The organism is Streptomyces sp. NPDC033180 (assembly GCF_055577645.1).
In genome coordinates, this window is record NZ_JBVIPU010000003.1 from 412,903 (window position 1) to 426,167 (window position 13,265).

Annotated in this window: 14 protein-coding genes; 12 read left to right on the forward strand and 2 right to left on the reverse strand. The window is 71.0% G+C overall.

Annotated features, from left to right (window positions below; all coding sequences use genetic code 11):
• Positions 1-38: 38 nt before the first annotated feature.
• The gene (locus ACZ5WE_RS12640; RefSeq protein WP_467685805.1) at positions 39-581 is read left to right on the forward strand and encodes a YbjN domain-containing protein; all 543 of its coding nucleotides are present in this window, start codon (positions 39-41) and stop codon (positions 579-581) included.
• Positions 582-654: 73 nt separating this feature from the next.
• On the opposite strand, the gene ACZ5WE_RS12645 is transcribed toward ACZ5WE_RS12640, so the two are convergent.
• Entirely contained in the window at positions 655-1,863 is a 1,209-nt protein-coding gene (locus ACZ5WE_RS12645) for a pyridoxal phosphate-dependent aminotransferase (RefSeq protein WP_467685807.1), read from the reverse strand.
• Positions 1,864-2,009: 146 nt separating this feature from the next.
• On the opposite strand from ACZ5WE_RS12645, the gene ACZ5WE_RS12650 reads away from it, so the two are divergent.
• The 11 genes from ACZ5WE_RS12650 (at position 2,010) to ACZ5WE_RS12700 (ending at position 11,995) form a co-directional block, all read left to right on the forward strand.
• Positions 2,010-2,276 (forward strand): hypothetical protein, encoded by a 267-nt coding sequence (locus ACZ5WE_RS12650; protein WP_467685809.1) that lies wholly within the window; start codon positions 2,010-2,012, stop codon positions 2,274-2,276.
• 309 nt (positions 2,277-2,585) lie between these two features.
• Positions 2,586-3,104, forward strand: a complete 519-nt coding sequence (locus tag ACZ5WE_RS12655; protein ID WP_467685811.1) for a DUF2617 family protein — start codon at positions 2,586-2,588, stop codon at positions 3,102-3,104.
• A gap of 107 nt (positions 3,105-3,211) precedes the next feature.
• Positions 3,212-4,780, forward strand: coding sequence for a polyamine aminopropyltransferase (locus ACZ5WE_RS12660; RefSeq protein WP_467685813.1), 1,569 nt, complete (start codon positions 3,212-3,214; stop codon positions 4,778-4,780).
• Positions 4,781-4,826: 46 nt separating this feature from the next.
• Positions 4,827-5,588, forward strand: a complete 762-nt coding sequence (locus ACZ5WE_RS12665; RefSeq protein ID WP_467685814.1) for an SRPBCC family protein — start codon at positions 4,827-4,829, stop codon at positions 5,586-5,588.
• 145 nt (positions 5,589-5,733) lie between these two features.
• Entirely contained in the window at positions 5,734-6,522 is a 789-nt protein-coding gene (locus ACZ5WE_RS12670; RefSeq protein WP_467685816.1) for an aldose epimerase family protein, read from the forward strand.
• A 30-nt stretch (positions 6,523-6,552) separates the two neighbouring features.
• Complete coding sequence (gene pyrE, locus ACZ5WE_RS12675; protein ID WP_249588748.1) at positions 6,553-7,107, forward strand: orotate phosphoribosyltransferase; 555 nt, start codon at positions 6,553-6,555, stop codon at positions 7,105-7,107.
• 114 nt (positions 7,108-7,221) lie between these two features.
• Positions 7,222-8,253, forward strand: a complete 1,032-nt coding sequence (gene fbaA, locus ACZ5WE_RS12680) for a class II fructose-bisphosphate aldolase (RefSeq protein ID WP_467685818.1) — start codon at positions 7,222-7,224, stop codon at positions 8,251-8,253.
• Positions 8,254-8,329: 76 nt separating this feature from the next.
• Positions 8,330-8,743 carry a DUF3151 domain-containing protein gene (locus tag ACZ5WE_RS12685; protein ID WP_467685820.1) on the forward strand — a complete coding sequence of 138 codons (414 nt, stop codon included), beginning with the start codon at positions 8,330-8,332 and terminating at the stop codon, positions 8,741-8,743.
• A gap of 158 nt (positions 8,744-8,901) precedes the next feature.
• Positions 8,902-9,723, forward strand: coding sequence for a tryptophan 2,3-dioxygenase family protein (locus tag ACZ5WE_RS12690; RefSeq protein WP_467685822.1), 822 nt, complete (start codon positions 8,902-8,904; stop codon positions 9,721-9,723).
• The gene (gene kynU / locus ACZ5WE_RS12695) at positions 9,716-10,966 is read left to right on the forward strand and encodes a kynureninase (RefSeq protein ID WP_467685824.1); all 1,251 of its coding nucleotides are present in this window, start codon (positions 9,716-9,718) and stop codon (positions 10,964-10,966) included. The genes ACZ5WE_RS12690 and kynU overlap by 8 nt, the downstream gene beginning before the upstream one ends.
• A 150-nt stretch (positions 10,967-11,116) precedes the next feature.
• Positions 11,117-11,995, forward strand: a complete 879-nt coding sequence (locus ACZ5WE_RS12700; RefSeq protein ID WP_467685826.1) for an alpha/beta hydrolase — start codon at positions 11,117-11,119, stop codon at positions 11,993-11,995.
• A gap of 13 nt (positions 11,996-12,008) precedes the next feature.
• On the opposite strand, the gene ACZ5WE_RS12705 is transcribed toward ACZ5WE_RS12700, so the two are convergent.
• Positions 12,009-13,235 carry a cytochrome P450 gene (locus ACZ5WE_RS12705; protein ID WP_467685828.1) on the reverse strand — a complete coding sequence of 409 codons (1,227 nt, stop codon included), beginning with the start codon at positions 13,233-13,235 and terminating at the stop codon, positions 12,009-12,011.
• Positions 13,236-13,265: the final 30 nt, after the last annotated feature.

Consider the following 13,265-nt stretch of genomic DNA (forward strand, 5'->3'; position numbering starts at 1 on the left):
GGGCAGGATGGCGGAATCCGTACGAAGGGACTAAGCACGTGAGCATCGACCCGTCCTCGATTCCGAATTTCGGGGGACAGCCCGAACCGCAGCAGGGCGATGGACCGGCGGGCCCCGTTGTCCCCGACCAGGACCTGGTCAAGCAGCTCCTGGACCAGATGGAGCTCAAGCACGTCGTCGACGAAGAGGGTGACCTCGCGGCGCCGTGGGAGGAGTTCCGCACGTACTTCATGTTCCGTGGCGAGGGAGACCAGCAGGTCTTCTCGGTGCGGACGTTCTACGACCGCGCGCACGGGATCGAAGAGAAGCCCCAGCTTCTCGAGGCGATCGACGACTGGAACCGCCGCACGCTGTGGCCGAAGGTCTACACGCACACCCACGACGACGGCACCGTCCGCCTCATCGGCGAGGCGCAGATGCTGATCGGCACGGGCGTCGCGCTCGAGCACTTCGTGTCGTCGACGGTCAGCTGGGTGCGGGCCGCGATCGAGTTCGACCGCTGGCTCGTCGAGCAGCTCGGCCTCGAGGCCGAGGTCGACGGCACCGAGGGTGAAGAGAAGCCCGGCGACGAGCAGGCCTGAGCCACGTCGCGGAGCGGCGAGAGCCCGGCCGGGGCACCCACCACGCGGTGGGCGCCCCGGCCGGGCTTCCGCGTCACAGCGACTTCAGCCGGGAGACCGCTTCCGCGAGGACTTCGTCCTTCTTGCAGAACGCGAACCGCACGAACGGCGCCCCGGCGTCCCGGTGGTCGTAGAAGACCGCGTTCGGAATGGCGACCACGCCGACGCGCTCGGGCAGGGCCCGGCAGAACGCGAAGCCGTCGGACTCACCCAGGCGGCGGATGTCGGTCGTGACGAAGTACGTGCCCGCCGGGCGGTAGACATCGAAGCCCGCGGCCGTCAAGCCCTCGCTCAGGAGATCCCGCTTGGCGCGCATGCCCTCGGCGAAGTCCGTGAAGTACGAGTCGGGCAGGGCCAGGGCCTCCGCGATCGCGTACTGGAACGGGCCCGACGACACGTAGGTGAGGAACTGCTTGGCCGAGCGGACCGCCGTCACCAGCTCCGGCGACGACGTGATCCAGCCGACCTTCCAGCCGGTGTACGAGAACGTCTTGCCCGCCGAGCCGATCGTCACCGTGCGCTCGCGCATGCCGGGGAAGGAGGCGAGGGGGATGTGCGCCGTGCCGTCGCCGTCGTCGAAGACCAGGTGCTCGTACACCTCGTCCGTGACCACCAGGAGGTCCCGCTCGACCGCGAGCTTCGCGATCTCGGTGAGCTCCGCGCGGGTCAGGACCGTGCCGGTCGGGTTGTGCGGGGTGTTCAGGAGCAGCAGCCGGGTGTGCGGCGTGATCGCGTCGCGCAGCTCGTCCAGGTCGAGACGGAAGCGGCCCTCCGCCGCGTCCGGGCGCAGCGTCACGGGGACCCGCTTGCCGCCGGCGAGGGCGATCGACGCCGCGTACGAGTCGTAGTACGGCTCCAGGGCGATGACCTCGTCGCCCGGCTCGACCAGGGCGAGCAGGGACGCGGCGATCGCCTCGGTGGCGCCCGCCGTGACCAGGACCTCGCGGTCGGGGTCGTACGCGAGGCCGTACCTGCGCCGCTGGTGCGCGACGATGGCCGCGCGGAGCTCGGGGACACCGGGCCCCGGCGGGTACTGGTTGCCGCGGCCGTCGCGCAGGGCGCGGACCGCGGCTTCCCGGATCTCCTCGGGACCGTCCGTGTCCGGGAAGCCCTGGCCGAGGTTGATGGCGCCCGTTTTCACGGCAAGCGCGGACATCTCGGCGAAAATCGTCGTACCGAACTCGGCGAGGCGGCGGTTGAGCAGCGGGCGCCCGCTCCCGGATGTGGAGGTCATGGCCGCCATCCTGCGCCGAACCTCTGGACTTCCTCAACTCTGCTTTGGGTCGGCATGCGCGGGGGCATTCCCCTTTCACACAAGAACAACATGCAAGAACAACATGAGAGAACGCGGACCCACGGGGGGCCTGCTTCGGGGGAACGGAAAGGGGCGTGGAGATCATGACTGGGGTCTTCGTGTTTGTCGGTCTGGTCGTACTTGTCGTCGCACTCGCCACCAAGGGCGGTCGTGGGCGCGGCAGCCGCTCTCGCTCCGGTGGGGCCGGCGCGGCGGGTTCCGGCGGCAGTTGGTGGGTCGGCGGTGGGGACAGCGGTGGTCACCACGGCGGTGGCTCCTGTGGTGGCGGTTCGTCCTGCGGCGGCAGCTCTTCGTGCGGCGGCGGCGGCGGTGGCGGTTGTGGCGGTGGCGGAGGCAGCTGACACGGGGCAGCTGGTCCGTCCATCTGTTGAAGTGCCCGGCAGGAGGCAACTCCTGCCGGGCACTTCGTCGTTGAGCCATTGAACAGTTGAACTGTGCAGCCCCCGCGGGGGTGGAAACCCTCCGAAGTTGGGTAAAAGCGCAGTGGCAGTGCAGCAGTCCATGATTCCCTCTTAACCGTCAGCACCGCCCTCGGACGGACGACTTGGACATCAAGGACGTTCTCGTGGGCACGAGCCGGCATTCCGACCTCCCGGTCTCCGACCGGGTGCGCCGGCACCACCTCCATTGCGTGTTAGCGGAGCCGACCCATGCTCACGACCCTGAAGACTGTCTATACCGACACGTGCGCCGCGGACCTCGCCTGGACCCTGGGGCGCGAGCCGCTTCCCGCACTCGCCACTCTCGAACTGGAGCTTGTCGACGCGAAAATGGAGCTGAGGCTTCTCGGGGCATCGCACCAGGTGCTCCTCGAAGAGGAGCAGGGCACCTGTTCCGAGACCGTCGCCTGCATCCCCGGCAGCAGTACGCCCCTTCCGCTCGGCGTCTCCAAGCGCCTCGGCGACTGGGAGTACGAGTTCGCGGCGCGCGTCGAGACCCTCTCGCGTGGTCAGTTCGCGGGCCGCGCACAGGAACTGCTCGCGCTGGTGGCCGAGCACCCGCATGGCCTGGCCGGGGTCTTCCCGGGCAGTCCGCACGCGTTCACGGCCATGCTGGCGCAGCGGCACGAAGGCGCGGTGCAATGGCGCACCTGGCACGCCTACCCGCAGGACGGGCAACTCGTGGCGACCCGCACCCGGGTGGGAGTGCGCATGCCGGCAGTGCTCTGAGCGCCGCCAACTGCTACTGACCACTGCGCCCCATATACACCTCTGGCGCCGAGTTGCACCCTTGTGGGTGACCGGATGTGTGTGTTCGGTGACGTAGCGTTCCCAGGATGATGGAGCCGTCAACGCACTTACCGGTGACGCCCCGGACAGGACGGTTCTTCGTCCTGGCGGGCGTCTTCATCTGCGCGGCCTGCGGTCTGGTGTATGAACTCGAACTCGTCGCCCTCGCCTCGTACTTGATCGGTGACTCGGTCACGCAGGCGTCGGTGGTCCTCTCGGTGATGGTCTTCGCCATGGGCCTCGGCTCCCTGCTCGCCAAGCGTCTGCGACGCCGGGCCGCGGCCGGTTTCGGCCTGGTCGAGGCGGCACTCGCGCTGGTCGGCGGGCTGAGCGCGATGGCGTTGTACGCGGCGTTCGCCTGGACCGGCGATCGGGGTGAGGTCTGGGCGGGCGGCTCGCGCTATCTCCTGGTCGCCTTCTCGCTCGCCATCGGCCTGCTCATCGGCGCCGAAGTACCGCTGCTCATGGTGCTCATCCAGCGGATCAGACGGCAGGACCCCAGCGGCGCCGTGTCGGACCTCTTCGCCGCGGACTACGTGGGCGCGCTGGTGGGCGGCCTCGCCTTTCCCTTCCTTCTGCTCCCCCTGCTCGGGCAGCTGACCGGGGCGCTGATCACCGGCGCGGTCAACGCGGTCGCGGGCGGCGCGCTCGTCTTCGGCCTGTTCCGGCACGACTTGAGCGTGCGCGCCCGCTGGGCCCTGCTCGTCGCGAACGTCACCGTCCTCGGACTGCTCGCGTCGGCCGCCGTCCTCGTCGGCGACTTCGAGGCGGCCGCGCGCCGGGCGGTGTACGGCAAGGACGTGCGGGTCGCCGTGCAGACCGACGTCCAGGAAGTGGTCCTCACCGGCGGCAGGCACGATTCTCTGGACCTCTACCTCGACGGGCGCCTGCGGGCCAGCGGCCGTGACGAGCACCGCTACCACCGGGCGCTCGTCGGCCCCGCGATGGCCGGACGCCACGCGCGCGTGCTGATCCTCGGCGGCGGCGACGGCCTCGCGGCGCGCGAGGTGCTTCGGCACCCGGGGGTGCGGCGGGTGGACGTCGTCGAACTCGACCCGGGGGTGGTCCGGTTGGCACGCCGCGACCCGGCGCTGAGCGAGCTGAACGAACAGGTCTACAGCGACCGCCGGGTGCGGGTGGTGCACGCCGACGCGTTCCACTGGCTGCGCTCGCCCCCTCGTACGTACGACGTGGTGATCTCCGATCTGCCCGACCCCGGCATCACCGCGAGCACCAAGCTGTACTCCCAGGAGTTCTACGGCCTTGCGTCGCAGGCCCTGGCCGAAGGTGGGCGCCTGGCCGTGCACGCCGGGCCGATGGCCGCGAGGCCCCGCGTCTTTTGGACGGTGGAGGCGACGCTCCGGGCGGCGGGGCTCCTGACCGAGCCGTACGGCGTGGGCGGCAGGCTCTCCGGGTTCGCGGCGGGCCCCGACCGGACGGCGGGCGGCTCTTCCTCGCCGCGCGACTGGGGCTTCGTCCTCGCGGCCCGATCCCGCCCGTTCCTCGATCCGCCCGGGAAGGCGGCGCTGCTGCGGGTGGGCGTGGCCTCCGCCGAACGGGCACGGATGAGGGGTCTGATCCCCTCCACACTGGTGCATCCGCGGTACGCGAACTGACGAACTGACGTACATGTTCTCGGCCACGTGGGTAGGCTCGACTGCCATGGAGCATGAGGTGTTCGTTCCGGTTCCCGCCGACCGTCTTCAGCAGGTGCTGAGCGATCCCGAGCAGGTCGCTGGGGCGGTGCCCGGACTTCAGCGCGACGCGGACGACTCCGCGTCGCCGCTCTCCGGCCGTCTCAAGGTGCGGGTCGGCGGTCACACCATCACGTACCGAGGCGCGGCGCGGGTCGCCCCGCGCGGCGACGGTTCGTTCGCGATCGAGGGTGAGGGCGTGGAGGTGCGGGGCGGTGGCTCCGTGAAGCTCTCGCTGACGGTGCGGCTCGATCCCGCCGAGGGCGGTGCGGGGACTCAGGTGGTGTTCTCCGGGACGGGTGCGGGGGAGGGGCGCGTCACGGAGGCTTCTCCACAGGCTGTGGAGGGGGCGGTGCGAAGGCTCCTGGAGCGGTTCGCGGAGGGGTTCGGCCGGGCGGCTGAGCCGGAGCCCGTGACGCCCGAACCCGAGCCCGTCGAGGCGGCGACCGTCTTCGAGACGGAGGTGCCGCCGTCGTCGTTCGAGGAGACCGCCGAGGATGTCGTGGACGAGGTCGTGGTGCCTCCCGCGGAGGCCGCGCATGCCCGGCGGACGATGATCGGCCGGAGCGCCGAGGAGGTCGACCACGCGCCGCCCCGGGGTCGGTACGCCCCCGCTCCGGCGGCCGAGTCAATGTCCACCTCCGCCACCTTGCGCTGGGCGGCGCCTGCCGCCGCGGTGGTGCTGGCCTCGGCGATCGTCGCGGGACGTGTGCTGCGGCGTAGGCGCTGAGAACGGGCCACCCCGAAGCCTTGCGTGCCGTCATCACCGGCTCCGCCGGGCTGGGGGCGGGGCCCCCTGCGCGGCGAAGCCGCCAACAGATGCAGCCGGGAAGGGGCGGGGTCGGGGAACTGTCCCTGCCCGTAGGGTCACATCCGTGAGTATCGAAGACGTGACACTGACCGCAGGCGACGCGGAAGTCGTCGTGCAGCCGGGCAACGGCTGCCGAGTGGGGAGCCTCAAGCTCGGCGGCCTTGAGCTGCTGAGGCAAGGTGCCAGATACGGCTGCTTCCCCATGGCCCCCTGGGCCGGCCGCATCCGCGAAGGCAGGTTCCGCAACGGCGGCACGACCCACCAGATGCCCCTCAACTCCCCACCCCACGCCATTCACGGCTTCGCCAGGGACGCCGCGTGGCGCACCGCCCGCGCCGGCAAGAGCGAGGCCGCGTTCACGTACGACCTCACCGACCCCTGGCCCTACGAAGGCCGCGTCACGCAGATCGTCGCGCTCACCGAGGACTCCCTGACCCTCACCCTCGGCATCGAGACGTACGGCGACTCCTTCCCGGCCCAGGCGGGCTGGCACCCGTGGTTCAACCGCAGCCTCGGGGGCGAGAACGTGCAGGTGGACTTCAGCCCCGCCTGGCAGGAGGAGCGCGGCGAGGACCACCTCCCCACCGGCCACCGCATCGCCCCCACCCCCGGCCCCTGGGACGACTGCTTCGGGATGCCGGACGGCGTCGACGTCACCCTCACCTGGCCGGAGCGGATCGAGCTCACGGTGAAGAGCCGCGAGCAGTGGGTCGTCGTCTACGACGAGCAGGAAGCCGCCGTGTGCGTCGAGCCGCAGACCGGGCCGCCGGACGGCCTCAACACCCTGCCCCGCCTGGTCACCCCCATCGACCCCCTGGAGACGTCGACGACCTGGACCTGGACGCGGCTCTGAGCTCCTGGACGCGGCTTTAAGCTGACAGGCATGACTGACGACGTACGTGGCGCGCTGCTGCAGCAGATCAAGGACAAGGCCGTGGTGCACGGCAAGGTGACCCTCTCCTCGGGTCTCGAAGCCGACTACTACATCGACCTGCGCCGCATCACCCTCGACGGCGAGGCCGCCCCCCTGGTCGGCCAGGTCCTTCTCGACCTCACCGCCGACCTCGACTTCGACGCCGTCGGCGGCCTCACCATGGGCGCCGACCCCGTCGCCGGCGCGATGCTGCACGCCTCCGCGGCGCGCGGCAAGCGCCTCGACGCCTTCGTCGTGCGCAAGGCCGCCAAGGCGCACGGCATGCAGCGCCGCGTCGAGGGCCCGGACATCAAGGGGCGCCGCGTTCTCGTCGTCGAGGACACCTCCACCACCGGCGGCTCCCCGCTCACCGCCGTCGAGGCCGTGCGCGAGGCCGGGGCCGAGGTGGTCGGCGTCGCGACCATCGTGGACCGTGCCACCGGGGCCGGCGAGAAGATCACCGAGGGCGCCGGGGTGCCGTATCTCTTCGCTTATTCCAAGGACGACCTCGGCCTTTCCGACTGAGGATCCACGTCCGGCCGGAGCCGCCCGGCGAGTCTGGAAAGATGGGGGCGACGATGACGTCGCCCCCTTAGGTCAGGGCCAAGCACACACCCGCACATCACAAGGAGCGGACACATGCCCATCGCAACCCCCGAGGTCTACGCCGAGATGCTGGACCGGGCGAAGGCAGGCAAGTTCGCCTACCCGGCCATCAACGTGACCTCCTCGCAGACGCTGCACGCCGCACTGCGCGGCTTCGCGGAGGCCGAGAGCGACGGCATCATCCAGATCTCCACCGGTGGTGCGGAGTTCCTGGGCGGCCAGCACAACAAGGACATGGTGACGGGCGCCGTGGCCCTCGCCGAGTTCGCGCACATCGTCGCCGCGAAGTACGACATCACCGTCGCGCTGCACACCGACCACTGCCCCAAGGACAAGCTGGACACCTACGTCCGTCCGCTGATCGACGTCTCCGCCGAGCGCGTCAAGGCCGGCCGTAACCCGCTCTTCCAGTCGCACATGTGGGACGGCTCCGCCGAGACCCTCGCCGACAACCTGGCCATCGGCCAGGAGCTGCTCGCGAAGGCCGCCGCGGCGAAGATCATCCTCGAGGTGGAGATCACCCCGACCGGCGGTGAGGAGGACGGCGTCACGCACGAGATCAACGACGAGCTCTACACGACCGTCGACGACGCGCTGCGTACGGCCGAGGCCCTCGGTCTGGGCGACAAGGGCCGCTACCTCCTGGCCGCGTCCTTCGGCAACGTCCACGGCGTCTACAAGCCGGGCAACGTCGTCCTGCGCCCCGAGCTCCTCAAGGACCTCCAGGAGGGCGTCGCCGCCAAGCACGGCAAGGCAGCGGGCGCGCAGCCGTTCGACTTCGTCTTCCACGGCGGCTCCGGCTCGACGGCCGAGGAGATCGCGACCGCCCTGGAGAACGGCGTCGTGAAGATGAACCTCGACACGGACACGCAGTACGCCTTCACGCGTCCCGTCGCCGACCACATGTTCAAGAACTACGACGGCGTCCTGAAGGTCGACGGCGAGGTCGGCTCGAAGAAGACGTACGACCCCCGCACCTGGGGCAAGGCCGCCGAGGCGGGCATGGCCAAGCGCGTCACCGAGGCCTGCGCGAACCTGCGCTCCACGGGCACGAAGCTGAAGTAGCCGCTCCGGCTCCGTACGGGCCCGGCACCCTTCCCTGGGTGCCGGGCCCGTACGCGTATGGAGCAGACTGGAACCCATGGCCATTCACAAGGATCTGCTCGGGGGACCGCCCCCGACCCACCTGCCCGACGACCCGGAGCCGCGCGAGCTCCTCGCGAACGGCGCGGCGCCCGCCGACGTCGCCGCGAAGTACCCCACCTCCTCGCTCGCCTGGGCGCAGCTCGCCGACGAGGCGTTCGAGCGGGGCAGCGTCGTCGAGTCGTACGCGTACGCCCGCACCGGCTACCACCGCGGCCTCGACTCGCTGCGCCGCAGCGGCTGGAAGGGCCACGGCCCGGTGCCGTGGGAGCACGAGCCGAACCGCGGCTTCCTGCGGGCCCTGCACGGCCTCGCCCGCGCCGCGCAGTCGATCGGCGAGCAGGAGGAGTACGAGCGCTGCGCCGGCTTCCTGCGGGACTCCTCCGAGACGGCGGCAGAGACCCTGGGCTAGCCCCCGAGTACGTACGTGACCTGCCTGGACGCCGCTGTGACCAGGCAGGTCTTGCCGTTTTGTGGGATGTTGCGGAGGATGCCGGTGGGGACCGGGGCCCCCGTGTCGGTAACGGCAGGGGCGGACCGCTACCCGGAGTACGTATCAAGGAGATCGCGATGTCCCAAGAGGCGGACACCCCGAACCTCGACTTCGCAGGAACCACCCCTTACGAGGACTACGTCCAGGCGGACGTCCTCACCCACCTCCAGCACCTGCGCTCCGACGATCCCGGAGAGATGGTCTTCCTGGTCACCACCCAGGTGATGGAGCTGTGGTTCACGGTCATCGTGCACGAGTGGGAGACCGCGTCGCACGCCCTGCGCCGCGACGACGTCCCGACCGCCGTGGCCGCGCTCAAGCGCAGCCTCCGCGAGCTGGAGGCGCTGAACGCCTCCTGGCGCCCGCTCGCCCAGCTGACCCCCGCGCAGTTCAACTCCTACCGTTCCGCGCTCGGCGAGGGATCCGGATTCCAGTCCGCGATGTACCGCCGCATGGAGTTCCTGCTCGGCGACAAGTCCGCGTCCATGCTGGTGCCGCACCGGGGCGCCCCGCGCGTCCACGCGGAGCTGGAGAAGGCGCTCGGGGAGCCGAGCCTGTACGACGAGGTCCTCGCCCTGCTCGCCCGCCGCGGCCATGCCGTCCCGGCCGCCGTGCTCCAGCGCGACCTGACGCAGAGGTACGAGCCCTCGCCCGAGGTCGAGAAGGTGTGGACCGACCTCTACTCCGGTGACGAGAGCGATGAACTCGCCCGCCTGGGCGAGGTGATGACGGATGTCGCCGAGCTGGTGTGGCGATGGCGCAACGACCACCTGGTGGCGACCCGGCGCGCGATGGGCTCCAAGACGGGCACGGGCGGCTCGGCGGGCGTGGCCTGGCTGGAGAAGCGTGCGACGAAGAACGTGTTCCCCGAGCTGTGGACTGCGAGGAGTCATGTCTGAGGCCGACTTCAAGGAACAGGCGGCGAAGAAGGACGTCGGTGACGAACTGCGCGCCAAACGCGCGGAGTTCGTCCTGGACGACACCGTATATCTGGACGGGAACTCGCTGGGCGCCCTGCCCGCCGTCGTCCAGGAGCGGGTCGCGGACGTCATCTCACGGCAGTGGGGGCAGCTGCGCATCCGCTCCTGGGACGAGAGCGGCTGGTGGACCGCCCCCGAGCGCATCGGTGACCGCATAGCACCCCTCGTGGGCGCGGCCCCCGGCCAGATAGTCGTCGGCGACTCCACGAGCGTGAACGTCTTCAAGGCCCTGGTGGCCGCCGTGCGCATGGTCCGTGACTCGGGCGAGGGGCGGGACGAGATCGTCGTTGACGCGACGACGTTCCCCACGGACGGGTACATCGCCCAGTCCGCGGCGCGGATGACGGACTGCCGTCTGGTGCCGGTCGCCCCGGGCGAGGTGCGCGACGTCCTCGGCCCGCGCACGGCCGTGGTCCTGCTCAACCACGCCGACTACCGCACCGGGCGCCTGCACGATCTGCCCGGCCTGACGGCGGCCGTGCACGACGCGGGCGCGCTGATGGTGTGGGACCTGTGCCACACCGCGGGTGCGCTGCCGGTGGGGCTCGACGCGCACGGCGTCGACCTCGCGGTCGGGTGCACCTACAAGTACCTGAACGGGGGGCCGGGCTCACCTGCCTACATCTACGTACGGGCGGATCTGCAGTCCCGCTTCGACTCGCCGCTGCCCGGCTGGAACTCGCACGCCGAGCCCTTCGGGATGCGGCCGGACTACGAGGCGGCCCAGGGTGCCGTGCGGGGGCGGGTCGGTACGCCCGACATCCTGTCGATGCTGGCCCTGGACGCCGCACTCGACGTCTGGGACGGCGTGTCCATCGAGGCCGTACGGGCCAAGTCCCTCGCCCTGACGGACTTCTTCGTCGAGTGCGTGGCGGCCTACGTCCCCGAGGGCCGGGTCGAGGTGATCACCCCGGCCGCCCACGAGGAGCGCGCCAGCCAGGTCGCCCTGCGGTGCTCCCCCAAGCTCTCAACTTCGTTCGAGCAGGGAGGTACCCCCATCGCGGGTGACGTGATGCGGCGCCTCGTCGAGCGGGGCGTGGTCGGCGACTTCCGGGCGCCGGACGTCCTGCGGTTCGGCTTCACGCCGTTGTACGTCGGCTTCGCCGATGTGGAGCGGGCGGCGGGGGTGTTGGCGCGGACGTTGGGCGAGGCCACCGACTGACCGGTCTCCGGCGACCCTGTCCTGGATCCCGCCCCTTGCCGGAGCGGGATCCGGGGCGGATCCCCGGTATCGAGCAGGGGCGGGGTAGGGGAAGATCAAACGAGCACCCACCCGCAGCAGCCCCACCCCCCCCGCAGAGAGGTTGTCGCAATGCCGGACGACGCCGCCGCCGTGGCCCGCGATGCCGCAGAGGCCGAGGCCGCCTTCTCGCACCCCGCGGTGACGCCCGACGCCACCGCCGCGTACGGCGCGCACCCCGACCAGGTGATCGACTTCTTCGCGCCCCGGACCACGACGGAGGCCCCCGCCCCCTTCGTCGTCGCCCTGCACGGCGGGGCCTGGCGTGCCCCGTACGACCGGCAGCACCTCACGCCCTTCGCGGACTTCCTGGCCAGACGTGGCTTCGCGGTGGCCAACGTCGAGTACCGCCGGGGCAGTTCCATCCCCGCCCAGGGGGAGGGGCCCGTCGCGGGCCGCTGGCCCGAGACCTTCGACGACATCGCCGCCGCCTTCGACGCGCTGCCCGCGCTCGCGGCAAAGCTCCTGCCGTCGGCCGACCTGCGCCGTACCGTCGTCACCGGGCACTCGGCCGGCGGCCACCTCGCCCTCTGGGCCGCCGCCCGTCATGTGCTGCCCACCGGGTCCCCCTGGCGCACCGACCGGCCGGCCCCCTTCCGGGGCGTTGTCGCCCTCGCGCCCCTCGCCGACCTCCGTGTGGCGCAGGAGCTCGGCGTCTGCTCGGATGCGCCTGTGCAACTCCTCGGTGGCAAGGGGCAGTTCGAGCAGCGACTGCCGCACGCGGACCCGGCGGCCCTGCTGCCGACCGGCATCGCGACGACCGTCGTCCAGGGACGTACGGACATCGTCGTGCCGCAGGCGGTCGCCGAGGCGTACGCCGACGCGGCGGCGAAGGCGGGCGAGGTGGTGGGGGTGACCCTCCTGGAGGACGTGGGCCACTTCCCGCTCATCGACCCGGCGGCCGACGCGTGCGCGGTGGTGGCGGAGGAGATCGCACAGCTGGCGTTCTGAGGCTCTGCCAGGCTCAGACCTCCACGAGCAGCTCCCGCAGCCCCCGGATCACGAAGCCCGGCCTGCGTTCGGGCTCCGCCGCGAGCCGTAGGTCCGGGGCTCGTCGCAGCAACGCCCCGAGCGACGCCGCAAGTTCGATGCGGGCCAGGGGTGCGCCGATGCAGTAGTGGATGCCCGCGCTGAAGGAGATGTGCGGGTTCTCGGCGCGGGCCAGGTCCAGTTCCGCGGGGGCGGTGAACACCGCGGGGTCGTGGTTCGCCGATCCGAAGAGGAGGGCGACCTCGCTGCCGCGCGGGATCACGGTGCCGTCGATCTCGATGTCGTCGAGGACCCACCGCTCGAAGAGCTGGAGCGGGGTGTCGTACCGCATCAACTCCTCCACGGCTGTGGGGGCAAGACGTCCCGGATCCGCGCGCAGGGCGGCCAGTTGCGCGGGGTTGCGGAAGAGCGCGTACCAGCCGTTGACGGTGGCGTTGACCGTCGCCTCGTGCCCCGCGTTGAGCAGCAGTACGCAGGTGGAGATCATCTCCTGCTCGCTGAGGGACTCCCCTTCGTCGTGTGCGGCGATGAGCCCCGAGATCAGATCATCACCGGGCTTCTCGCGGCGCGCGGCGATGAGTTCGCGCAGATACGCGGAGAATTCGAGCGAGGCCCTGACGGCACGCCCCGCGGTCTCCTCGGAGGGGTTCAGCTCGTACATCCCGCAGATGTCGGCAGACCAGGGCCGCAGCCGGTCCCGGTCGGCCTCCGGGATGCCGAGCATCTGCGCGATCACCGCGACCGGCAGCGGCTCGGCGACGCGGGCGGCGAGGTCCCCGCCCCCGTCATCCACGAGCCCGCGCACAAGCCGATCGGCCAACTCCTCGACGTAAACCCTGAGTTGCTCAACGGTGCGCGGTGTGAAGGCTTTCGACACCAGGCGCCGGATGCGGGTGTGGGTGGGCGCCTCCAGGTCGAGCATGCCGTTGTCGTTCAGGATGTGGAACGGCTCGTGTTCGGGCGGTGGTGCCTGCCGTCCGAACTCCTCGTGCGTGAACCGGTGCAGATAGGTCCGCCCGAGCCGCCGGTCCCGCAGCAGCGCGGACACGTCCGCGTGGTGCGGGATCAGCCACTGGTCGGTGGCCCCGAAGTAGTGCACCCGCCCGGCGGCCCGTAGCTGTGCGTAGGCCGGGTAGGGGTCGGCGATGAAGTCCGGGGCCCAAGGGGCGAAGTGCGCGGTCGGGCTGCTGGGGGCGTCCATGGAGGGACGCTAGTCGCAGGCCTGCCCGCC

Bases quoted from the DNA above. Each gene is read 5' to 3' on its own strand.
- ACZ5WE_RS12705 (WP_467685828.1), bottom strand. From the start codon at position 13,235: ATGGACGCCCCCAGCAGCCCGACCGCGCACTTCGCCCCTTGGGCCCCG.
- ACZ5WE_RS12685 (WP_467685820.1), top strand. From the start codon at position 8,330: ATGGCCATTCACAAGGATCTGCTCGGGGGACCGCCCCCGACCCACCTG.
- kynU (WP_467685824.1), top strand. From the start codon at position 9,716: ATGTCTGAGGCCGACTTCAAGGAACAGGCGGCGAAGAAGGACGTCGGT.
- ACZ5WE_RS12655 (WP_467685811.1), top strand. From the start codon at position 2,586: ATGCTCACGACCCTGAAGACTGTCTATACCGACACGTGCGCCGCGGAC.
- ACZ5WE_RS12645 (WP_467685807.1), bottom strand. From the start codon at position 1,863: ATGGCGGCCATGACCTCCACATCCGGGAGCGGGCGCCCGCTGCTCAAC.
- ACZ5WE_RS12660 (WP_467685813.1), top strand. From the start codon at position 3,212: ATGATGGAGCCGTCAACGCACTTACCGGTGACGCCCCGGACAGGACGG.
- ACZ5WE_RS12690 (WP_467685822.1), top strand. From the start codon at position 8,902: ATGTCCCAAGAGGCGGACACCCCGAACCTCGACTTCGCAGGAACCACC.
- ACZ5WE_RS12700 (WP_467685826.1), top strand. From the start codon at position 11,117: ATGCCGGACGACGCCGCCGCCGTGGCCCGCGATGCCGCAGAGGCCGAG.
- fbaA (WP_467685818.1), top strand. From the start codon at position 7,222: ATGCCCATCGCAACCCCCGAGGTCTACGCCGAGATGCTGGACCGGGCG.
- ACZ5WE_RS12665 (WP_467685814.1), top strand. From the start codon at position 4,827: ATGGAGCATGAGGTGTTCGTTCCGGTTCCCGCCGACCGTCTTCAGCAG.
- pyrE (WP_249588748.1), top strand. From the start codon at position 6,553: ATGACTGACGACGTACGTGGCGCGCTGCTGCAGCAGATCAAGGACAAG.